This is a genomic window from Butyrivibrio sp. INlla16, from assembly GCF_900104155.1.
In the GTDB taxonomy this organism is placed as follows: Bacteria; Bacillota; Clostridia; order Lachnospirales; family Lachnospiraceae; genus Butyrivibrio.
In genome coordinates, this window is record NZ_FMYB01000054.1 from 1 (window position 1) to 21,481 (window position 21,481).

The window sequence follows — 21,481 nt, forward strand, 5'->3', positions numbered from 1 at the left end:
GGAATTTTGAGACAAAATTCGGCTCTTTTTATATTTGGGTTTCGTACAAAAATACAAAAAACGACAAAAAAACAGCAATCTGCGTTTTTGGTTTCAGCTACAATGGAATTTTTTCAGAGCGCAATTACAAGCTTACAGACACTCGTTGTAGCACTTGGAGCCGGCCTCGGCGCATGGGGAGTTATCAACCTTCTTGAAGGTTACGGGAATGACAACCCTGGCGCAAAGAGCCAGGGAATTAAGCAGCTGATGGCAGGAGGTGGAGTCTGCCTCATCGGAACCAACCTCATTCCCCTTCTTGCAAACCTTTTCTGATAAAGGTTTGGAGCGCGACCTGCCGCGCTATAGCAAATGGCAGGACTGAAAACTTCATATCGTACAGGGGGCTGGCAATGTGACCGGCCCCATAAATAAAAGCAAAGAGGTAAACAATCTATGGACAGAGTTATAGAAGAATTAACCTCCTGGCTTAAGTCTTTACTTGTTGATGGGGTTATGAGTGTCATGCAAGGCATGTTCCAGTGTGTTAATAACCAGGTCGGGGATGTGGCAAATCAGGTAGCAACAACACCTTCAGCATTCCAACCGAACGTTTTTAACATGATACGTGAACTGTCAGAGTCGGTGATAATGCCTATAGCAGGAATGATCCTTACATTCATTGCCTGCTATGAACTGATACAGCTCATCATAGCGCACAATAACCTGGCAAACTTTGAAACGTGGATATTCTTTAAATGGATCTTTAAGACATTTGTAGCAGTGGTGCTTATCACGAACTGCTTTGATATTACGATGGCAGTATTTGATGTTGCCCAGCATGTAGTGAACAATGCCGGAGGTCTGATACAGTCTTCGACTGCCATAGATGATTCGGCACTCGCAGGAATGCGTGCAACGATAGAGGCCATGGATCTGGCTGCAATATTCGGCCTGTTCTTCCAGGTGCTGTTTGTGAACCTGGCAACGGAGATACTTTCCGCATTCATATTTGTAGTTGTGTACGGAAGAATGCTGGAGATATATCTGACAATCAGTCTTGCACCCATACCGTTTGCAACGTTCGGTAACAGGGAACAGAGCCAGGTGGGACAGAACTATTTAAAAGGACTTCTGGCACTTGGCTTTCAGGGATTCCTTATCATGGTGTGCGTGGGAGTATATGCAGCGCTTATCCAGTCAGTGGCATTTTCTTCTGATATCGTGGGCTCGATGTGGGGAATACTCGGATACACAGTGCTCCTCTGCTATTCACTCTTAAAGACCGGTTCACTGGCAAAGAGTATCTTCTGTGCGAGATAGACTAAGGGGGTTACAGAAAATGGCAAATTTCGTATCAGTACCAAGAGACCTTTCCCGTGTCAGGGATAAGATAATATTCGGTCTCACAAAAAGACAGGTCATATGTTTTCTGCTGGCGGCGCTCGTTGGGGTACCGCTCTTTTTTGTTACAAAGAAGATAACTGAAAACGTCAGCGCAGCGACTCTTGTGATGATGGCGATCATGATGCCCTTCTTTTTCATAGCACTTTATGAAAAGGATGGCATGAACTGTGAGACCATTCTCCATCACATGATCCAGTGGAGGTTCAAGAGACCAAGGACCAGGCCATATATGACAGAGAATTACTACGATGCCTACATGAGGCAGAAAAAACTTGAGGAGGAGGTAGAGGACATTGTTATTTCCCATGTTCAGAAAGAAAAAGAAAAGAAACCTTAAGGTTCCGGCACGCCTCTCATCCGACGAGAAGAAAAAGATAAAGAAGGTCATAGATGCGGCAAAGAAATCCGACAAGGTACCGCATTCGGTACAGGAATCAGTGACCTTTGAGAGGATGTTCCCGAGCGGGATTTGTAGGGAAGAAGGAGATTTTTATTCCAAGACGATACAGTTCCAGGACATCAATTACAAGCTCGCGGAGGATGAGGACAAGAAGATTATGTTCGAGCAGTGGTGCAGCTTCCTTAATTTCTTTGACAGCACGGTGGAGTTTTCACTGACATTTATCGAAGTCAGCACCGATTCGACCTGTTTTGAAAAGAGGATAAGGATACCGCTCAGGCAGGATCTTTTCAATGGAACGAGAGACCAGTATTCGGGATTCTTAAAGACACAGTTTGAAAAAGGCAACAACGGCCTTACAAAGACCAAGTACCTTACTTTCGGAATCCATGCTGCTTCAATAAGAGAGGCAAAACCGAGACTCAATCATATCGAGACAGATGTGCTGAATAACTTCAAACACATAGGAGTTGCAGCAGTCAGCTTAAACGGATGGGAGCGACTTAAGGTAATGCATGACATCTTCCATATGGGAGATGAGGAAAAGTTCATGTTCGACTGGAAGTGGTGCACTGACAGAGGACTTGGACCGAAGGATTTCATCGTTCCGAGTTCACTTGCATTTCCGAAAAAGAAATCCTTTGAGATGGGAGACATGTTCTGTGCCATGAGCTTCCTGCAGATAACTGCATCCGAGATAAATGATGAGATGCTGGCAGATTTCCTTTCAATGGATTCATCTCAGGTACTCAGCATCCACATGCAGTCCATTGATCAGAATACTGCAATAAAGGATGTTAAGCACAAGATCACTGAGCTGGACAGAAACAAGATAGAGGAGCAGAAAAAGGCAGTCCGTTCCGGATATGATATGGACATCATTCCCTCGGACCTTGCAACCTACGGCAGGGATGCAAAGGAACTCTTAAGGGAGCTTCAGACGCAGAACGAGAGAATGTTCATGATAACCTTCCTTATCATGAATACCGGAAAGACTGAGCGTGAGCTTGAGACAAACGTGTTCCAGGCAAAGAGTATCGCACAGAAGCATAACTGTTCTCTTGTGAGACTTGATTATCAGCAGGAGATGGGGCTTATGAGCAGCCTTCCTCTTGCAAGGAATCATATCAAAATACAGCGCGGCATGACCACATCAAGCTCAGCAATCATGATTCCGTTCACAACCCAGGAGCTGTTTCAGGAAGGAACGGATTCTCTCTACTATGGATTAAACAAGCTGACCAGTAATATCATCATGGCTGACAGAAAAAAGCTCCTCAATCCCAATGGCCTTATCCTGGGAACACCCGGTGCAGGTAAATCCTTCGCTGCAAAGCGTGAGATGGCAAATGTCATGCTCGCAACTGACGATGACATCATAGTATGTGATCCTGAGGGAGAGTACGCGCCGCTTGTACAAAGCTTCAATGGTCAGGTCATAAAGATAAGTGCCAATTCTCCGCACTATATCAATCCAATGGATATCAACCAGAACTATTCCGAAGATGACAATCCTATAGCACTGAAAGCAGAATTCATCCTGGCATTATGTGAGCTGGTAATGGGAGGTAGGGGAGGACTTCTTCCGGTAGAGGTGACTGTAATAGACAGATGCGTCCACAAAATCTATAACAGATACTTCGAGGATCCTGATCCTGAAAAGATGCCTGTCCTTGAGGACCTATACAATGAACTTCTTAAGCAGAGTGAGCCTGAAGCAAAAACCGTTGCTACAGCACTGGAGATATATGTAAAGGGCTCGCTCAATGTTTTCAATCATAGGACAAACGTTGATATCAATAACAGATTTGTCTGCTATGACATCAAGGAGCTTGGCAAACAGCTTAAGAAAGTAGGAATGCTCATCGTTCAGGACGCTGTATGGGGCAGGGTCACTGCAAACAGACAGACCGGAAAGAGCACACGTTACTATATGGACGAGTTCCATCTGCTTTTGAGAGATCCACAGACTGCGAGTTATAGCGTTGAGATTTACAAGAGATTCCGTAAGTGGGGCGGTATACCGACAGCCATCACACAGAATGTAAAGGATCTCCTTTCGTCACCGGAGATCGAGAATATACTGGAGAACTCGGACTTCATATATATGCTCAACCAGGCGAGGGGAGACAGGGATATCCTGGCGAGAAAGATTGGCATAAGTGAATACCAGCTTAAATTTGTAACGCAGTCCGGAGAAGGTGAAGGACTGCTTTTCTTTGGAAATCTGATACTGCCTTTTGCAGATCATTTCCCGAAGAATCTTGAGCTCTATAAGCTGCTCACCACAAAGCCGGGTGAGATTGCAAAGTACAAGGAAGAGAAGGGAGCATAAGACATTGGATGTTAAAAAGCGTTACCAGAGTAAGTTCAGGACGAAGTCCTCCATGGAAGCGGACTATGGAAAAAAACTGAAGCAGGGACGAGGCAGTGGAGTTCCGGATAGTAAAGATGCAAGAAGGCGTGTGCAGGCCAGAAAAGAGACATCTGTTGCAGGGGATAATTATGATGAAGGTTTAACCGGGGGTCGGCATAAGAACGGGGTGTATACCAGAAGGAATGGTGTTTCTGTAAGGGGCAGAAACAGCAGGGCTGCCAGGACTGGAAGAATAGTGTATGGTGGAAGAACTATAGATTCTTCCTGTGCCACAGATAATAACAGAACCTCAGATTATTTTCGTGTCGCAGATTATACCAGTACCACAGAGTATATGCGTGGAACAGATGACAGCGTTACTGATAATCAGATCCTTCAGGGCAGAAGAGAATCCGAAGAGCTTCTTGGCATAAAGGCTCAGATGGCACAGCAGGAGAAGTTCATTCATCAGCAGGATGATGCCCGACATATGGCAGAAGAGACCGCGCATGTCGGACAGGAAGCATATGATAAGGTTCGCTTTGTTAATCGTGATGCAGCCGAAAAAGCTTCAATTGCCGATAAGTTCCGTATCAGTAATCCAAAGGAGCGTGCAAGTGCCATGGGCAGGGCTACAGATACGTTGGGTAAATCCGTAGGTACTGTGTCCGGAGCTGTGACAGAAGTTGTTGGCAGTTCCTATTCTGATGGCGGCGAAGATAACAATCCTGCTGATGATGCAATAGGTACTGCAGGCTGGGCTGCCTATGAAGCAGACAGATGGTTCAAGGATTCCTATAACAAAGACAGAAAGGAAGAGTACAAAAAAGAAAAGAAGCATTCCAATGAGCAGAATCCCATGGATGGGTCAAATGCCAGGTCAAGGGAATGGCAGAAAAAGAGGACAAGGAAGTCCTATTACGAGAGGGAGAAAGAGCGTGAGGCAGCAAAGGGTGGACTCACAAAACTTGAGGATATTGCCAATAAGCTGTCTGAAAAGATAAGCGACATATTTACCGCGCTTATCAGTTTTGTGGAAGAGAATCCGAAGCTCCTTATACTGATCATAGTGATAGCACTGTTCATAATAATGCTCTGTACGCTCCTTTCAAGCTGCATGATGATAATGCCTGCCATGAATGATGGCGGTGCAACATCTTCCTTCAGTGCCTATGATGAGGATATCACCGGTGTTGAGAGGGACTACCGGAAGCTGGAAGAGGTCCTGGATGATACCATAACCAAAACGCCTGAGCTTTATCCGGGGTACGATGAGTATGAGTACGAACTTGATGAGATAGGACATGATCCTTATGAGCTTGCAGCGTATCTTACAGCAAAGTATGACGATTACAAGCGAAAGAACATGAAGACCATCATCAAGGAGCTTTTCAAGAAGCAGTACAAGCTCACCTATACCGCGAGACAGGAGAACAGGACACTGACCTGGACAAATCCTGACGGAACACCGGGGCGGTATGATTACACGGTAAAGATCCTTAAGGTAAAACTTGAGAATAAGGGACTCAATGAAGTAATAAAGCATCTGCCAATGACTGAAAAGCAGAGAAAGCATTATGAACTTTTAAAGTACACCTATGGAAACAAGGATTACCTTTTTGATGATGTTTACGGCGATGGTGATGAGGAAGAATATCATGTACCGGGTGAAGCACTCACCGACCAGCAGTTTGCAGCAATGATCGCTGAGGCTGAGAAATATCTTGGCAGGGCTTATGTGTGGGGAGGAAGCAATCCCACTACAGGTTTTGACTGTTCTGGATTTGTATGCTGGGTTATAAACCACTGCGGATGGCATGTGGGAAGGACAACTGCACAGGGACTAAGGAAGTATTGTACGGAGATCTCACCGGGAGAAGCAAAGCCGGGGGATCTTATTTTTTTCGAAAGGACCTACAATACCTCCGGTGCGAGCCATGTCGGCATCTATGTCGGGGACGGTATGATGATCCACTGCGGAAATCCCATAGGATATGCTTCGGTGAATACAAAGTACTGGCGTGATCACTTTTTGTGCTATGGCCGACTTCCGGCTACGCACTGAGGTGGAGCCAAAGAGGGGGAGACATGTTTGAGAGATTAGACAGATACAAGGCTGAACTTGCAAAGGCCAGGGAGAAAAAGGCTGAGATTGATGCAAGGGTAAGGGCACTTGAGAAGAAATGCCAGGAGGAAGAGAAGACCGCTGTCCATGAAATGATGAAGGCTGCGGATATCACTCCTGCAGAATTGCAGAAACTCATCGCTTACACAAAGGGCAACATGCCCGGAGGAAAGAGCGTTGGGGAGATCGTAAATAAAAAAGATGAGGAGGAGATCACTGATGAAAACGAAGATTAAGGACAGACTGCTAAGGACGGTATTGGCAGTGACAACAGCCATGTGTTTTCTTGTAAGTCCCATGACGGCATATGCTTATGTTGATCCTGAAGCTGAAACAGCAGAGGAGGAAGTAGTACCTGAGCTACCTGCTGAGGAGGAAGAAGTGGAGGAGATGGGACCTCTTACACCTGAAGGGAACCTTACAATAGTTGATGACTATGGAAGTCCTGAGAAAACAGGAAAGCAGTTCATCACTGTTACCACCAAAAACGGAAACATCTTTTATATCATCATCGACCGCGATGACCAGGGGGAGAACACAGTACACTTCCTGAATCTTGTAGATGAGAGGGATATTCTTTCACTTCTTGATGAAGATGAAATAAAAGAGCTTAAGGGTGAGACTGAGGAAGAAGAGACACCCGCTCCTGTAGTGGAGGAACCCAAGGAAGAACCTGAGCCTGAACCCGAACCTCCGAAGAAGGGTGGTTCAAAGGTTGCCATGATAATTATACTTCTGATACTTGCTGGTGCCGGTGGATTTTATGTTTATTCCAATAGGGAAGACTTTATAAAGAGGGAAAAAGAAGATCCCGATAAGGACTTCCAGGAGGATGAGGAGACAAATATCCTTGAGAAGATGGATACGGAGAATGATAAATCTGAGGACTGAGATTTGATAAATCCATCAGATTAATATCGGAAATAAATGATGCAGGCTGCGGAAATGAATATCCGTGGCCTTGTTTTATGAAAGCAGATACTTACGAAAGGAGGAGCTCATCATGGTAGAAGCAGACTTAATCACACCAATGACAGCTGAGGAGAAGGTTGAGATAATCACAAACCGGCTTTCCAGTTACAGCTTCAGGATGGGGCAGGTGGTGGATGCAAAAAAGCAGGAAGCCAGGAAAAAGAAACAGCAGATAAAGCATGGGAAAAAGGATGGCAGGGAATCAGTTCTTCAGAAACTGGAGAACTACAAAAAGGCGAAAGGGGTACTGGCATGAGCGGACTTGATCTTGCAAACGACAGACTGCACAAGGAGGAGGAACTCACAGAAAAAGAGGAATCCATTCTTGAACAGCACACGATTCATTCAAAAAAGAACTACCTTAAATCCGTGGAGGATGCAGTTGAGGGTAATGACAATAACTTCGATGGCATAATCAATTCTGTTCCGAAAGAGGCAGAAGATGAGAGCAAAGAAGTTCCCAAGTGGGCACATGAGTTCCTTGAGGACCTTTATAAAGTCCTTAATCAGGCGGATGATACAGAAGTCTCAGGAAGAAAAGCCAGGGAGTATGAAGAAGCAAGGAAAAAGGCTATCGAAGAAGAGAAGCTTTTAAAGGAGAGAAAACATGCAAGAGCGCACGCACAAAGTTACGGTCCGATTGACAGATAAGGAATATGCCAGGCTCATAGCCAAGATGGATGAGGTGGGTGTCAGCAGCATGAGCATGTATATACGAAAGATGATGCTGGATGGTTACTGCGTGAGATTAAAGACGGATGACTTTGGTGAGATCGTGTATCTTCTCCGTATGTGTTCCAACAATCTCAACCAGTATGCAAAGAAGGCAAATGCTTTCGGAGATGTGTATGCTGAGGACATGGAGGATCTGAAAAAACGCCTTGATGAAATCTGGGAGCATACAAAAAATATGATGATAGCTTTTTCTCAGATAAGGTAATCGGCAAACTTGGCATAAGCATTTTCAATAACTATGATGGATATATCAGATGTGTTATGCATCATTTATTAGTCACAGTTAACCTGATTATTAGACCGGAGGTGGCGAGATGAGTATTGCAAAGTTTGTTGTAAAGGTTATGCTTTTTCCATTATTCCTTATGGTGTTCACGGCAAATATGTTCGTGAAGATGTTTGTAAATCTGTCCGGAATGATTGCTGGACTTATGTTCCTTATAGGAACAGTCCTCATTATCTTCTGCTTTGCAACTCACTGCATATGGGGAGTTGTGATAACGTTCATCGGCGGAATCATGATATCTGCAGTGATGCTTGCGATAGGATTTGGTGAGCATCTGCTTGATATGGCAGTGGAGCTTTACCAGGATTTCTGAAAGCTATAATAACTTCAAAATGGATACAAGAGCAGTCTGTATTTTCATAAATATGGGCTGCTTTTTTCTGCGCAAAGAAAGGAAAGGGAAAATGGATGGCAGCAACAAAACTCATAGCGCTTCATCATATCAAAACAAAATCTGTAGCTGAGTGCCTTAAGCGATGCATCGATTATGTCAGGGACTCGCGGAAAACAGAAGATGAAAAATATGTAAGTACCTACGGATGTGATCCCAATACCATACTTGGTGAATTCCTTCTTTCACGCAGAACCTATGAGGACAATGTAAGAAAGCCTCACAAAAATGACGTTATCGCCTATCAGATAAGGCAGGCATTTAAGCCTGGGGAGATCACACCGGAACAGGCAAATGAGATCGGATATGAACTGGCAATGCGATTCACCAAGGGAAAGCATGCTTTTATAGTTACGACTCATACGGACAAGCATCATATCCATAATCATGTGATATTCAATTCAGTATCAATCGATGGAAAGAGCCGTTTCAGGAATTTTTATTTCTCAGGTTTGGCCCTCGGCAGGCTCTCAGATATGCTGTGCCTGGAGAATGATCTTTCTGTGATCCGCTCGCGCTATGAGGAACGGATGAACACCAAAAACGAGAAACGGAGCAGACATCATATTTCTGACAGCAGCTTATCTTTCCTTGTGGATATCGAGAAGAAGATGCAGGAGGGAAAAGGCAAGGGATATGAGAACTGGGCCAGGAAGTTTAACTTAAAACAGCGTGCAAAGGTGCTCCTGTTTCTGGAAGAACATGGCATAGCCTCCTATGAAGAACTTGTTAAAAAGACAGATGCAATGGAGACGGAGATAGATGCCCTGAATGAAAAGATAAAAGCCAGGAATGAGCGTATGGCCAAGAACAAGGAACTTCAGAATGCCATCATAACATACTCCAGGACTGCCGAGGTTTACACTGACTACAGAAAGAGTGGTTACAGCAAAAGATATCTTGCAGAGCATGAGACAGAGATCAGGGCTCATCAGGATGCCAGGAAGATATTTAACAGAGTATCTGGTGGAAAGATACCAAAGCTAAAGGAACTCCGTGCAGAATACGGCGAACTCATCGCTGCCAACAGACCTGATTTTCAGCAGTATGTGCAGATGAGAAAAGAGAAAAAGGACTACCTTGTTGCAAGGAAGAACCTCGAACTTCTGCTTACTGAGAAGGAAGCGGAAGAGAGAGAAAAGGTGAAGGCGAAGCCGAACCGTAGCTCGAGGTCGGAGGCCTCGTTGTAAAAGCGGAAATCGCATTTGTCTGACAAATGCACTGCTTGCATGCGACCTTGCCATAGGCAAAGGTCGACCCGGGATTATGACCCGAAGAAAAAGAGATACAGAAAACAGATCAATATAGCAAAAAACATTTTTTTAATTTGAGGGGAGAAAACAACTATGAGAGTAGACATTAGAACAAAGGCACTTGAGAACGTGGCAAACGGAGTAAAGGGAGTTGCAACAGTAACCTTTGGCAGCAACTTTGCTGTCAGAAATATCTCTATTGTGGAGAGTAAGACGGGAAATCTTTTCATGTCAATGCCCAGCTACAAGATGAAGACAACGGACGAAAACGGAAAGCCTCAGTACAAGGATATCGCGTATCCCGTAAACAAGGAGTTTAGGGAGATGCTTCAGGAGAACATCCTTAAGAGCTATGAGAGTGGTGAGGATGTGACTTTTGAGGTGTGATCAGCAGACTGATTTCTGACAGAAAGGAGGCGCTGCCATGAACGAAGAATATGAAAAAGCCAAAATGAACCAGGTGATGAACAAACTGGAGGAAGGCGTTAAGAACCTTTTCAATTCCGAGAATTACAAAACCTATCTAAGCACCATGGCGAAGTTCCATACCTACAGCTTCAATAACACTCTGCTCATTGCGATGCAGAGACCGGATGCAACACTGGTTGCAGGCTATCAGGCATGGAACCGGAACTTTGGACGTTACGTGAAAAAGGGTTCCAAGGGCATAAGGATCATCCAGCCGGTCGTGAAAAGGAAGGAAGAACCACAGAGAGATGACATGATCCCAATCCTTGCTCCGGGACAGACAATGGAGGATTACAGGAAGGCTCAGGCGGAAAAGAAGCCTGAGTATGTCAATGCCGGTTTTAAAGTAACCAGCGTGTTTGATGTTTCTGATACTGACGGAAAAGAACTTCCCACAATTGGGGTAAAGGAGTTGTCCGGATCGGTTCAGGACTACGAGAAGATGATAAATGCGCTGAAGGCTGTTTCAAAGGTTCCTGTAGAATTCCATGATATCCCGGGTGAAGTCAAGGGACATTACAACATGGCTGAAAAGAAGATAGCCGTGAATGAAAACATGTCCGAAGTCCAGACAATTAAGACTCTGATCCATGAGATTACTCACAGCCTTCTGGACGACAGGGACATCAATGCTGCAAAGGGAATAGAGCAGAAATCGCGGAATGATTCTGAATGTATTGCGGAATCTGTGGCGTTTACTGTCTGCCAGCACTTTGGAATTGATACTTCCGACTATTCATTCGGATATATCGCATCCTGGAGTGAGGGTAAGGACACCAAGGAACTGAAAGCATCAATGGAAGAGATACGGACTACTTCTTCAAAACTGATAAATGAGATCAATGCTGAACTGGGCATTGAGGAGATCGGTAAGGAGAAACATAACTTTGTGGAAAAGCATGGTCTTATGGAGAAGCATTCCGAGAAACCAGCAAAAGAACAGATTCCAAAAGATCATGCCGATGACACTGTTAAGCATAAGAATAAGCTGAAGTTACTGTCTAAAAATCTCTTCTGCAGATGAGGCTTTTGATTGTTGGAGTACGTGAAGGAATATTTATACGTCTCGCTATTTTTAGATGCAAAATTCTCGTCCGCAGATGAAGCTTTTGAAGCAAAAAACAGTATTTGGAGGTGCCATGGGGAGATTATTAAAGGTCGAGTGTGAGACCATCGTGAACTTTAACAGAGCGGATCCATTTGCGATTGTCTATACAAGAGATAAGGATGTAATGGATAAACTGGATGCCTTATGTAAGAAGTATCCGGACCGCTATGCACTTACGAAGCAGACCGGGAGAGACAAGTATTACAGAATGCCAAAAGAGTACGTGAAGTTCTATTCACCTGCTCAGAATTCTGAAAGTGCAAGAAGGGCTGCAAGTGAGCGCATGAAGAAGATGAATTGTGAAAGATATGCGAAAATGAAATAAGAATATCAAGATAATGAATAGCGGAAAGTAGTAGCTGAAAAGCAATAGCGAGCTTCAATCTGCCATGCTATAATCTATTTGATTATTCGGATGGAGAGGCTTGATCATGAATAGGGATTTTTATCTTAAGAACATTGCTGATAATTTGGCACTTCTAAGTAAACAGGTTGAAGTTCGTAATGCTATAAGCTTGTTTGACATAAATATTGTGGCTGAAGATTTTTATGCGGGATTGCTTAACATTATCTTGGATACAAATCTTATTAACGAGAATATAATCCAAAAGAATATCGCAGGAATTGATTTAGTAGACGATAATAACAGACTTGTAATTCAAGTTACATCAGATAATACAAGCGAAAAGATACAGCATACCATAGATTTGTTTATAAGCGGTGAGTTATTTTTGAAATATGATCAGCTTAAAGTTCTGATTTTAACCAAAAGGAAAAAATATAGAACTAATTTTGACACAAAAGGAAAGTTTGTGTTTGATAAAGCTGTAGATATCTGGGATGTTTGTGACTTAATCGATATGATTCGTCCATTGGATATCGATAAGCTAAAATGTATTAATGAGTATCTTGATAAAGAGCTATATGAAAAATATGCGCAAGGCCTACATTCGGAGGCAAGTGAAGTTGATACTATTATAGACCTTATAGAGTTTATTTCAGCTCATAAAAAAGTGAGTATTCCCAAAGATGTAGTGATAGATCCTGAGTTCAAGATTAATACAAGGTTTAAGGAATTCGCCGAAAGTATAACTACGCAATATGTTGATTTACTTACTGTTTATGGAAATGCTCTTTTAGAAGTAGAGAATAGTAAAGGAGATGAAGCACAGGATATCATCACTAGAATATATTTACAAGATATTAGTGTGCAGTTTTTAGATAAGTCAAATAATAATCCTTTGCATGCATTGGATGAATTAACCGATTTCTTCAAAGAAAAAATGAGCATTAGTGGAAAGACATATGATAGATCTGCTATCAAGTTCTATTTGGTGGATAAAATGATAAAGTGTAGTGTATTTCCCAATGAAAGGGGGGTATATAATGTTGGCTAATTCAGGTGATCTGAAATCATCTGCAATGTATATTGGATATCATATTCTGAAGGAAATAAAGATACAGGAAAAAGATAAGGTTTCTATTTATGATGTTGCAAAGGGATTAAAGAGACTAGGAATAGGAAGTAGTAGACAGATTATACTTGGCTTATCCTTTCTTTATGCTGTAAATATAATTGATTTTGAGGAGGCGATGATATGGGTCAAGAAATGAAGCGTATTCGTATCAATAAATTGTCTTCTGAACATAATATATTTGATGAAATATGCTTTCGCGATGGGGTAAATCTTATTTTAGGAGAAAAATACGATGAGAGCATAACTAAAGGAAGAAAAACGAATGGTGTTGGTAAATCAATGTCTGTTGAGTTTATTGACTTCTGTCTGCTGAATGACTATAAAAAATCTCGTATTGCCAAAATTCCCAAGGAAGTCTTGGATCCGGATGAAAATATATTGTTGGATATAAGTATTGGTGAAGATAAGGTACTTATCAAGAGAAATACAAAAAATTATGATAAACCTATCATCATGAGGAATGGTAAGGCTACACAATTTGAAAAAATTGATGATGCAAAGGATTATCTTATAGAATTGATTTTTTCAAATTTATCTGCTGAGGAAATACCATCATTAAGAAAAATATTATCGATAATTATTCGGGATGAAAAATCTGAATTTTCTGACATCTTAAAGTGTCATGATGTTAAATCACGTATACCTGATGATCTTGCCATTCATTTATATATGCTTGGTTTTTCGTTGGAAAAGTATTCTGAGGTTTTGGGTACAATAAATGAAATTGAAAAAACTCAAGCTGTTCTTTCAAAGGTTAAGGCAGAATTAACAGAGAATGGTTCAAAGAAAATGCCGGATGTAATGGCGGAAATGAACGCATTAGAGGCGGAAGTACAGCAGTTAGAACTTGCTATTGATTCGTACAAATCAAATGAGGCATTTGATTCTATTGAAGAAGAACTTGCTGAGTTAGAAAATATGCTGGATCAATTAAGGCGAAAACAGAAAGTGTTAAAAAGGGAGTTAAGTAGAATTAAAGAAATGCCTCAACCTGAGCAGGTAGATGACGATGAGATAGGTCTAGTATATAATCAATTTAAGGCTAATCTTGGCGATGCTATAGTCAAGTCTTTGAACGAAGTTATTGGTTTTAAGAATAAGGTTGAGGAGTTTCAAAGGGTACTGGTTAATCAAAAAGCAAGGGATTTGGAAACACAAATAGCAGAAATATCTTCTCAGATTAGATTTTTAGATGATAAGTATTCTGAAAAAATGAAGATAATTGACACTAAGGGGGTGCTGAGAAATTTAAAGTCTAGTCTAAAAATATATGAAACAAAAAGAGACGCATCAGCTCATACTAAGTTTTTATTTGAACAATATGAGCAATATGATAAGCAGAAAAAAAGGTTACAGCTTAAAAAATCGCAGGAACTTTTAGAAATTGATGCAGATATTGAAGCTTTAAGTAAAGAATTGAAATCCTTTATGAATACAATTTTAGATATTCATGAATCTATAATGGGAAACAGAGAATGCTCGTTTGATATCAAGACAAAGAACACATTAAAAGGAAAGACTCCGATAGAAATGAGTATGCGCATTTTTGATGATGGTAGTCATAGTGTTGATAGGACAAAGGTATTTATATATGATATGGCATTAATGTTTAATGAATATACTAGAGTTCATCACCCATTGTTTTTGATACATGACAATATTTTTGATGTGGATCAAGACACATTAGTACAATGTTTAAACTATGTAGCCAAGCAGGAAGAATTGTTTTCTGATTTTCAATATATTCTTACCTTGAATAGAGATAAAATTGAAAATGAAGAAAGACAAAAACTGATAAAAATGGATGTAGAAGAACATTGTATCGCTACTTTTACAAAAGCTAATAAGTTTTTGAAATGTGATTATCAAGAAAAATAGTTTGAAATATCCTCGAAGGTCTTTGACGCGTGTTCAAAGACCTTTTTTATTTGTTAAGAAATGGAGAGTATAACCTAAAATAGACATCATTGTTAAAATATGGCTTTTCAAATATGCTTTTCAAAGAATCTGATCATAACAATTTTATTCACGGGATGAAGTGGAGAGCGCAATGAAAATCGATTATGTAGAAGTTGGAAAACGCATAAGGGAATTTCGTGAGAAGCTTGATCTGACTCAGGAGGATCTTGCATTTGCTATCGGAACATCTGCAGCTTATGTAAGTGAAATGGAGAGAGCTGTGAAGAAACCAAGCCTTGAAAAGCTATATGAAATGGGTGAAGTTCTTGGGGTAACAGTTAATGATTTTATATATCCTGCGGCAATAAATGACAGCATTATTGCAGGATTGAAGTCAGGGCTTCTAAAAAGAATCTCAAGATACACACTTGATGAACAGAGCATACTTCTTGATAACCTGGATTCAATTGTAAATATAGTCAGTACCAAGTAGATGGCAGCCGTGTGCTGCCTCTTATTTTTTTGCAACTAAACCTATAGGTTAAGTAAATCTAAACCTCTGGCGTATGGTGAAAAAATATTAAAAACATTATTTTCATATTACAGAGACTTAAATGCTGTGGACAAAAAGACGTGGGGAGGTATGGATTTTGGGAAATGACAAGCAGGGCAAAAATGATGACCTTGTAAAAAAGAAAATCAGGGATCGCTATAAAGGAGTAGATGAAGATCTTATCGATGTTATTCCGGCCAATCCCAAAGAAGATTTCTATCAGTCAGAAGTACATAAAAGAGTTGCAGTATATGCGAGAGTTTCAACCGATGATCCGCATCAGACCTCTTCCTATGAACTTCAGAAGAATCATTATGAGGACATGGTTAATGAAAAGCCCAATTGGGATCTGGTTGATATATATGCAGATGAAGGTATCTCAGGGACATCCCTTCTTCACAGGGACAGCTTTAACAGAATGATCGAGCACTGCAATAACGGCGAGATAGATATTATCGTTACCAAAAGCGTTTCACGATTTGCCAGGAACATAGTGGACTGCATTAGCCAGGTGAGAATGCTTAAGACATTGGATCCTCCCGTTGGAGTGTTTTTTGAAACAGAGAACATTTTTACATTGGATGAGAATTCGGAAATGGCACTGTCATTCATAGCTACGCTTGCTCAGGAAGAGAGTCATACAAAATCTGAAATTGGTAATGCATCCATTGAAGCCAGATTTAAAAGAGGTATATTCCTGACGCCGGTATTGCTGGGATATGACCATGATGAGGAAGGAAATCTCATAGTAAATGAAGAAGAGGCCAAGACAGTAAGACTTATATTTTTCTCATATCTGTATGGATATTCAACGCAGCAGATAGCAGATGCGCTGACTCAGCTTGAGAGACTTACCAAGAAAGGAAATCAGACCTGGTCAGCAAGTGTTATTTATCAAGTCCTGACAAATGAGCGGTACTGTGGTGACGTACTTGCAAGAAAGACTTATACGCCAAATTACCTGGATCATAAGAGTAAGAAGAACAGACATAACCGTAATCAATACAGACATAAAAATCATCATGAGGCCATTATCACAAGGGAGGACTTCTTTGCGGTACAAAAGCTCCTGAGAAATGCAAAGTATGGGAATAAGGGTTATTTTCCTGAGATGAGGGTTATAGATACCGGAATACTTAAAGGCTTTGTATCAATTCATCCCAGGTGGGCAGGCTTTGCAGAAGAAGACTACTACATGGCGAGCGACAGTATTGATGGCGGGATGTATACAGTTCCAGCGGCACCTATTGAGGTTAAAGCTAAAAAGGGCAATTTTGATTTAAGGGGTTATGAGCTTGTAAGGACGCAGTTCATGACAGAGACAGGACAGCCTGTATTATCCGTGACCATATCACATATGACCTTCAATAAAAGCGCAATAGAGAAAATGGCTAAGGTGAGTAATATTGAGCTGTTTGTACATCCGGGGAAAAAACTACTGGCAGTAAGGAAGGCTGTTAATGATACGCATAACCGGTTTGTTTGGTGCAAGCAGAGGGATGGAGGCCTTGTGAGAAAGCCAATAAGCGGAGCATCATTTTTACCGGTGTTATTTAGGATATTTGGCTGGAGGAAAGATGCTAGATACAGGGTCATCGGTCACCTTCACCGTAAAGGAAATGAGACAGTTCTGATATTTAATACTAATGAAGCTGTTCTATATGTGGATGAAGATGCTGTTGATGAAAATGATGAGCTGACATCTGAAGAATCAGAAAAAGATTATGGTTATGAAGATGCGCCAAAGAAAAAGGCAAAGAAAATTGCGGCATATCCGTCCAAGTGGGTGGATAGTTTTGGAGAGGACTATTACAAGAGTACGGCATTATTCGGAGAAGAAGCACCTCAGGAACAGGAGTGGGCTGTAGACAAGGATGGACAGCTGTTTAAAGCAACAGGAGAAAATGTTACTTCGCAGGAGGATGCAGCTAAAAACATAACAAAGATTCTTGGAGATATGGGAGCAAGTGATGAATGAAGAGATTACAGTTCTAAACCAGGAAACATTACCGCTAACAGAGATGATACAGCCAAATGAGGAAACAGTAGAGGAATTTTCCTATGAGGGATATGAAGTTGTAAGGGGCGAATTTTTTGCCCATCTGTTTGAACCTTCAGTGACGTTCAAGGATGAAAAGGTATATGTCAATGTTGCCTGCCTCAGAAAACTACCGGAAGTAGAGTATGTGCAGTTCCTTGTGAATCCTGAGAAAAAGAAACTTGCAGTAAAACCCTGCAGCGAGGATACAAAGGATTCCTTCAAATGGGCCACTGGAGAAGATGCTTCCAAAAGGAAACCTAAGCAGATAACCTGCAGGATATTCTTTGCAAAAGTATTAAGGCTAATGGGGTGGAGTTCAAATTATAAATATAAAGTACTCGGCAAACTTATAAGAACAGATACAGACCAGATTTTTGTATTTGACTTAAACTGTGCAGAGACCTACAGGAAAAAGAAAGCCGGAGAAGAGGTTAATACCAGAGAAGCATTATATCCGGAGAGCTGGGAGAATCAGTTCGGCATCCCTGCTACCGAGCATCAGGATACGGTACAGATAAGCATCTTTGATGAGTACACAGTTTTCCGCATTAACCGTGATGAGGAAGAGAAGGGAGGAACGCCTCATGAGGACACTGCCGATAGCGATATCGCTGGATCTGAGGAAGGGAAGAATCAGGATACACAAGCAGACACTGCGGAGCCTTGGGAAGCCTGAATATATACAAATACTTGTGAATCCTACACAGGGAATTATCGCCATAAGGAAATACCACAAGTTCATGAAGGACGTTCAGAAAATAGATTATGACGATGAGGGTGATTGCGAGTTTTATAGCAAGGAACTTGTGAAGAGGTTGTCGAAAATGATAGGGTCTGATGATGATTCTACCTATGCGATTCCGGGAGTCTGCTATAACGGATACGTGGTGATTTTTAAATTGGAAAATGCTGAAGCTATAGAAAGGCAGGATGACCTGTAAAGGGAAAATGTATGGATAACAATTTGAAGGAATATAGTATAGATCCCATATTTGAGAGGTATATACAGCCTCATTCAAAAGAAGCTAAACAGCAGCTTCTTACATCAATCCTGGAGAAAAGAGACGGTAGGGTGGTACATGTATGGAAGCAAATGCATCTTAATGATAAGGAAAGATATGAACTCTGCCAGCAGCATGGGATAAATGCAACCATTAAAATCTATTGCTTTAATGGGAGAAACAGCGCTGCCTACTATATATGCACCAAAGAATTGGAGAGGTCGGATCTATGCGAAGAATATAGGAAATACCTAATAGGAGAGCTGTATCATCACAAGGAATTAATTGAGAAAAGAGATAAATTTAGAAAAGCCATGATAAAAGGAAGGCTTAGTGATGAGTTAAGTGCCAAACTGGGTGTTGCAGCTGCTACAGTGAAAAAATACAGTGTATATGCAGGTGCCATGGATATTATTTTTGACACGGATGCTGATTTTGCTAAGAAAATCTTGATGGGTAAGGTGAAAGTATCCCATGAGAACGTGGTGGAATTATCGAGACTCAGAAAGGAAGAGGTCCGTATAATTGCGCAGGCAGTAGAAACGGATCGACTTGAAAAGCTGACGCTTCAGGATATAAGAAATGAAGTTAAGTGGAGCTATCTTAGATATCAAAGCTCTGTAAGTAAAGTGAAAAAGGAAGTTGTAAAGAGACCACCGAAAGCAGGAACCATAAGACAGATGCCGGCATATGATCCGGATTCTGAAGTAAACAGTTTATGCATGACAATAGGATCCTGGGTATCGTCCATAAAAAGAGTGAACAGTACGGCAGATTTTTCAAAAATAACAACCAAGGCGAGAATCAGATTATCTAAGGAACTATTGTCACTGGATAATTCGATAAAAGAGATTAAGGGTTCTCTGGAAGAAAGGACAGGCTAATATGAGTGAAGAATATAATGAATTTGTGCCAAACGTGCATTTTGAGCTGATTCCGATAAAGGATCTCGTGTCGAACCAGGAATATCAAAGAAATCTCTCAATGCAACATGTCAGAAAAGCAGCTGCTAACTTCGATATCAACCAGGTCAATCCTATAAAAGTCAGCAGGAGGGATGGTATTAACTATGTTTTCAATGGACAGCATACGGCAGAAATCATAGCATTGGTATCTGAAAGCCGTGAAACACCGGTATGGTGCATGATTTACGATGATCTGGACTACAATGAAGAGGCGGATATCTTTGCTAATCAGATGAAAAACGTAAAAGCCCTGTCTCCGTATGAGATATTCAATGCAAACTGTGAGGCTGGTAACGATAAGGAACTGTTGATACGGGGACTTGTGGAATCTTATGAGCTGAAAATACTTCCCTCAGCCGGCCCCGGAGGCATATGTGCAGTCGGGGCTCTTGAGAGCATCTATGATAAATATGGATATGATGTGCTGGATCGAGTTCTTCGTCTTATCATTATCACATGGGAAGGCGAGCAGAAATCCTTCTCTGGTAATATGATGAATGGCGTGGCAAGACTCCTGAACAGCTTTGGGGACGAAATTAAGGAGAATACATTCAAGGAAAAGCTGGGAGTTGTATCAATAAAGGAACTCACCAAGAATGCTAAGGAGCGACGGCCTGGATCATTGGGATTTGCAGAAGCTATGCTGGTTGTATATAACAAACGCATGAAACCTGGGCTTCAGTGGAATAAGCTGTATTCGGTGAAGGCTACGGGGAACAAGAAAAAAGAGAATAAGGGTAGTAAGGAATATGATGAGGAAGCTCAGGTGGAGCGGGATGCATCATGAATGGATAAGGGTTGCAATTGTATGTTGCAACCCTATGTTTGTGGATTCAACAATCCAAAGGGTTCAGAGCGGCGATTTTTGATTATAATATAAACAAGACATTAGATTGCTTAAATTTGATATGGCTAAAATAACATTATGTAATGACTAAAGAAAATATGCGGAGATACCGGATGTCTAGAGGAACCAAGCAGAAATTAAAGTTTACATATCTTATGAAGATTATGTTGGAAAAAACAGATGACGATCATGGACTTACTGTTAATCAGATTATTGAAGAACTTAAGAAATATGATGTTACAGCTGAGCGAAAGAGTATATACTCGGATTTACATGATATAACTGATCAATTTGGAATTGAAATTATTGGTGATAAAAAAGGAAGAGAGACATTTTATCACATAGGAAGTAGAGAGTTTGAACTTGTTGAAGTAAAGCTTCTTATCGATGCTGTTCAATGTGCGAAGTTTATAACTGAGAAAAAATCAAGAGAACTCATTAAGAAAATTAAAAGGTTTGTTAGTGAGCATCAGGCCAAGCAACTACAGCGTCAAGTGTTTGTGCATGGTAGAGCCAAGACCCAAAATGAAAGCATATACTATAACGTGGACGAGATTCATAATGCTATAGAGCATAATCAAAAGCTAAGATTCAAATATTTTTATTGGCAACCGGATAAATCTCGGTATATTGCCAATAATGGAAACTATATCACAGTAAGCCCGTGGGCTCTTACTTGGTATGATGGAGACTATTATATGCTTGCATATGCTGATTTCAGCAAAGAATGCAGACATTACCGTGTAGACAAGATATTGTCTCCTCAGGTAATTGATGAGAAGCGAGAGGGAGAGGAAAAATTCAAGAATCTTGATATGGCCGCATATTATAAGGCAACATTCGGAATGTTTAGTGGAGAAAAAAAGCATGTTAAAATCCAACTGCATAACAAAATGGCCGGCGTATTTATTGATAGATTTGGTGAGGATATTACTTTGAAACCTATAGATGAAAAGCACAGTGAGCTCAATGTGGATGTGTTTGTCAGCTCTCAATTCTATGGATGGATATTTGGTTTAGGTGATTATGTACAGATAGTTGGTCCAGACGAAGTTGTTGAGGAAATGAAAGAACGCGCAAAGAAGCTACTTGAAATAATGAATTGAATACCCAATTGTTAAAAGGTAATTGTCACAGTTTACGGTGATTATTGCCTTTTTTGATGCATAAATATAATTGAGTACGTTTTAACGGACATGATTTGCGCATAATATAAT

General features: G+C 41.1%; 25 protein-coding genes. All 25 read left to right on the forward strand.

Going from position 1 to position 21,481, the window contains the following annotated elements; all coding sequences use genetic code 11:
• Positions 1–102: 102 nt before the first annotated feature.
• The 25 genes from BLR42_RS18505 to BLR42_RS18625 all read left to right on the forward strand — a co-directional run bounded on the left by BLR42_RS18505 (position 103) and on the right by BLR42_RS18625 (position 21,370).
• Positions 103–315, forward strand: coding sequence for a Maff2 family mobile element protein (locus tag BLR42_RS18505; protein ID WP_091820670.1), 213 nt, complete (start codon positions 103–105; stop codon positions 313–315).
• A gap of 120 nt (positions 316–435) precedes the next feature.
• Positions 436–1,302 carry a VirB6/TrbL-like conjugal transfer protein, CD1112 family gene (locus BLR42_RS18510; RefSeq protein ID WP_091872360.1) on the forward strand — a complete coding sequence of 289 codons (867 nt, stop codon included), beginning with the start codon at positions 436–438 and terminating at the stop codon, positions 1,300–1,302.
• A gap of 19 nt (positions 1,303–1,321) precedes the next feature.
• The gene (locus tag BLR42_RS18515; RefSeq protein ID WP_091820639.1) at positions 1,322–1,723 is read left to right on the forward strand and encodes a PrgI family protein; all 402 of its coding nucleotides are present in this window, start codon (positions 1,322–1,324) and stop codon (positions 1,721–1,723) included.
• A complete protein-coding gene (locus tag BLR42_RS18520) occupies positions 1,692–4,121 on the forward strand; it encodes a VirB4-like conjugal transfer ATPase, CD1110 family (protein ID WP_091872362.1) in 2,430 nt (809 codons plus the stop codon). Before BLR42_RS18515 ends, BLR42_RS18520 begins: the two co-directional genes overlap by 32 nt.
• A gap of 4 nt (positions 4,122–4,125) precedes the next feature.
• Positions 4,126–6,207 carry a C40 family peptidase gene (locus BLR42_RS18525; protein WP_091872365.1) on the forward strand — a complete coding sequence of 694 codons (2,082 nt, stop codon included), beginning with the start codon at positions 4,126–4,128 and terminating at the stop codon, positions 6,205–6,207.
• Positions 6,208–6,230: 23 nt separating this feature from the next.
• Positions 6,231–6,503, forward strand: a complete 273-nt coding sequence (locus BLR42_RS18530; RefSeq protein ID WP_091872367.1) for a DUF4315 family protein — start codon at positions 6,231–6,233, stop codon at positions 6,501–6,503.
• Positions 6,487–7,158: a DUF4366 domain-containing protein gene (locus BLR42_RS18535; protein WP_091872370.1), complete on the forward strand. Its 672-nt coding sequence runs from the start codon at positions 6,487–6,489 to the stop codon at positions 7,156–7,158. The genes BLR42_RS18530 and BLR42_RS18535 overlap by 17 nt, the downstream gene beginning before the upstream one ends.
• Positions 7,159–7,270: 112 nt before the next feature.
• Entirely contained in the window at positions 7,271–7,495 is a 225-nt protein-coding gene (locus BLR42_RS18540; protein WP_091872373.1) for a hypothetical protein, read from the forward strand.
• Positions 7,492–7,890, forward strand: a complete 399-nt coding sequence (locus BLR42_RS18545; protein WP_091872376.1) for a DUF4316 domain-containing protein — start codon at positions 7,492–7,494, stop codon at positions 7,888–7,890. The genes BLR42_RS18540 and BLR42_RS18545 overlap by 4 nt, the downstream gene beginning before the upstream one ends.
• Entirely contained in the window at positions 7,847–8,179 is a 333-nt protein-coding gene (mobC, locus tag BLR42_RS18550; RefSeq protein ID WP_091820630.1) for a plasmid mobilization protein, read from the forward strand. The genes BLR42_RS18545 and mobC overlap by 44 nt, the downstream gene beginning before the upstream one ends.
• Positions 8,180–8,288: 109 nt before the next feature.
• Positions 8,289–8,573, forward strand: a complete 285-nt coding sequence (locus BLR42_RS18555) for a hypothetical protein (protein ID WP_091872379.1) — start codon at positions 8,289–8,291, stop codon at positions 8,571–8,573.
• 95 nt (positions 8,574–8,668) lie between these two features.
• Positions 8,669–9,841, forward strand: coding sequence for a relaxase/mobilization nuclease domain-containing protein (locus BLR42_RS18560; protein ID WP_091872381.1), 1,173 nt, complete (start codon positions 8,669–8,671; stop codon positions 9,839–9,841).
• A gap of 156 nt (positions 9,842–9,997) precedes the next feature.
• Positions 9,998–10,291 carry a SpoVG family protein gene (locus tag BLR42_RS18565; protein WP_091872384.1) on the forward strand — a complete coding sequence of 98 codons (294 nt, stop codon included), beginning with the start codon at positions 9,998–10,000 and terminating at the stop codon, positions 10,289–10,291.
• 37 nt (positions 10,292–10,328) lie between these two features.
• Positions 10,329–11,396, forward strand: a complete 1,068-nt coding sequence (locus BLR42_RS18570) for an ArdC-like ssDNA-binding domain-containing protein (RefSeq protein ID WP_091872386.1) — start codon at positions 10,329–10,331, stop codon at positions 11,394–11,396.
• 115 nt (positions 11,397–11,511) lie between these two features.
• Positions 11,512–11,805: a hypothetical protein gene (locus tag BLR42_RS18575; RefSeq protein ID WP_091872389.1), complete on the forward strand. Its 294-nt coding sequence runs from the start codon at positions 11,512–11,514 to the stop codon at positions 11,803–11,805.
• A 106-nt stretch (positions 11,806–11,911) separates the two neighbouring features.
• Positions 11,912–12,877 carry an SMEK domain-containing protein gene (locus BLR42_RS18580; protein ID WP_242879424.1) on the forward strand — a complete coding sequence of 322 codons (966 nt, stop codon included), beginning with the start codon at positions 11,912–11,914 and terminating at the stop codon, positions 12,875–12,877.
• Positions 12,867–13,094: a hypothetical protein gene (locus BLR42_RS18585; RefSeq protein WP_242879425.1), complete on the forward strand. Its 228-nt coding sequence runs from the start codon at positions 12,867–12,869 to the stop codon at positions 13,092–13,094. Before BLR42_RS18580 ends, BLR42_RS18585 begins: the two co-directional genes overlap by 11 nt.
• On the forward strand, positions 13,079–14,836 hold the full coding sequence (locus tag BLR42_RS18590; RefSeq protein WP_091872392.1) for a DUF2326 domain-containing protein: 1,758 nt from the start codon (positions 13,079–13,081) through the stop codon (positions 14,834–14,836). The genes BLR42_RS18585 and BLR42_RS18590 overlap by 16 nt, the downstream gene beginning before the upstream one ends.
• A gap of 172 nt (positions 14,837–15,008) precedes the next feature.
• Complete coding sequence (locus tag BLR42_RS18595) at positions 15,009–15,350, forward strand: helix-turn-helix domain-containing protein (RefSeq protein WP_051638460.1); 342 nt, start codon at positions 15,009–15,011, stop codon at positions 15,348–15,350.
• Positions 15,351–15,507: 157 nt separating this feature from the next.
• Positions 15,508–17,388, forward strand: a complete 1,881-nt coding sequence (locus BLR42_RS18600; protein WP_242879426.1) for a recombinase family protein — start codon at positions 15,508–15,510, stop codon at positions 17,386–17,388.
• Positions 17,381–18,127 carry a hypothetical protein gene (locus BLR42_RS18605; protein ID WP_091872397.1) on the forward strand — a complete coding sequence of 249 codons (747 nt, stop codon included), beginning with the start codon at positions 17,381–17,383 and terminating at the stop codon, positions 18,125–18,127. The genes BLR42_RS18600 and BLR42_RS18605 overlap by 8 nt, the downstream gene beginning before the upstream one ends.
• Positions 18,128–18,143: 16 nt before the next feature.
• A complete protein-coding gene (locus tag BLR42_RS18610) occupies positions 18,144–18,392 on the forward strand; it encodes a hypothetical protein (RefSeq protein ID WP_139165209.1) in 249 nt (82 codons plus the stop codon).
• Between the two features lie 11 nt (positions 18,393–18,403).
• Positions 18,404–19,336 (forward strand): hypothetical protein, encoded by a 933-nt coding sequence (locus BLR42_RS18615; protein ID WP_091872399.1) that lies wholly within the window; start codon positions 18,404–18,406, stop codon positions 19,334–19,336.
• 1 nt (position 19,337) lies between these two features.
• Complete coding sequence (locus BLR42_RS18620; RefSeq protein ID WP_035765084.1) at positions 19,338–20,204, forward strand: DUF6551 family protein; 867 nt, start codon at positions 19,338–19,340, stop codon at positions 20,202–20,204.
• 173 nt (positions 20,205–20,377) lie between these two features.
• Positions 20,378–21,370: a helix-turn-helix transcriptional regulator gene (locus BLR42_RS18625; RefSeq protein WP_091872403.1), complete on the forward strand. Its 993-nt coding sequence runs from the start codon at positions 20,378–20,380 to the stop codon at positions 21,368–21,370.
• The last annotated feature ends 111 nt before the right edge of the window (positions 21,371–21,481 follow it).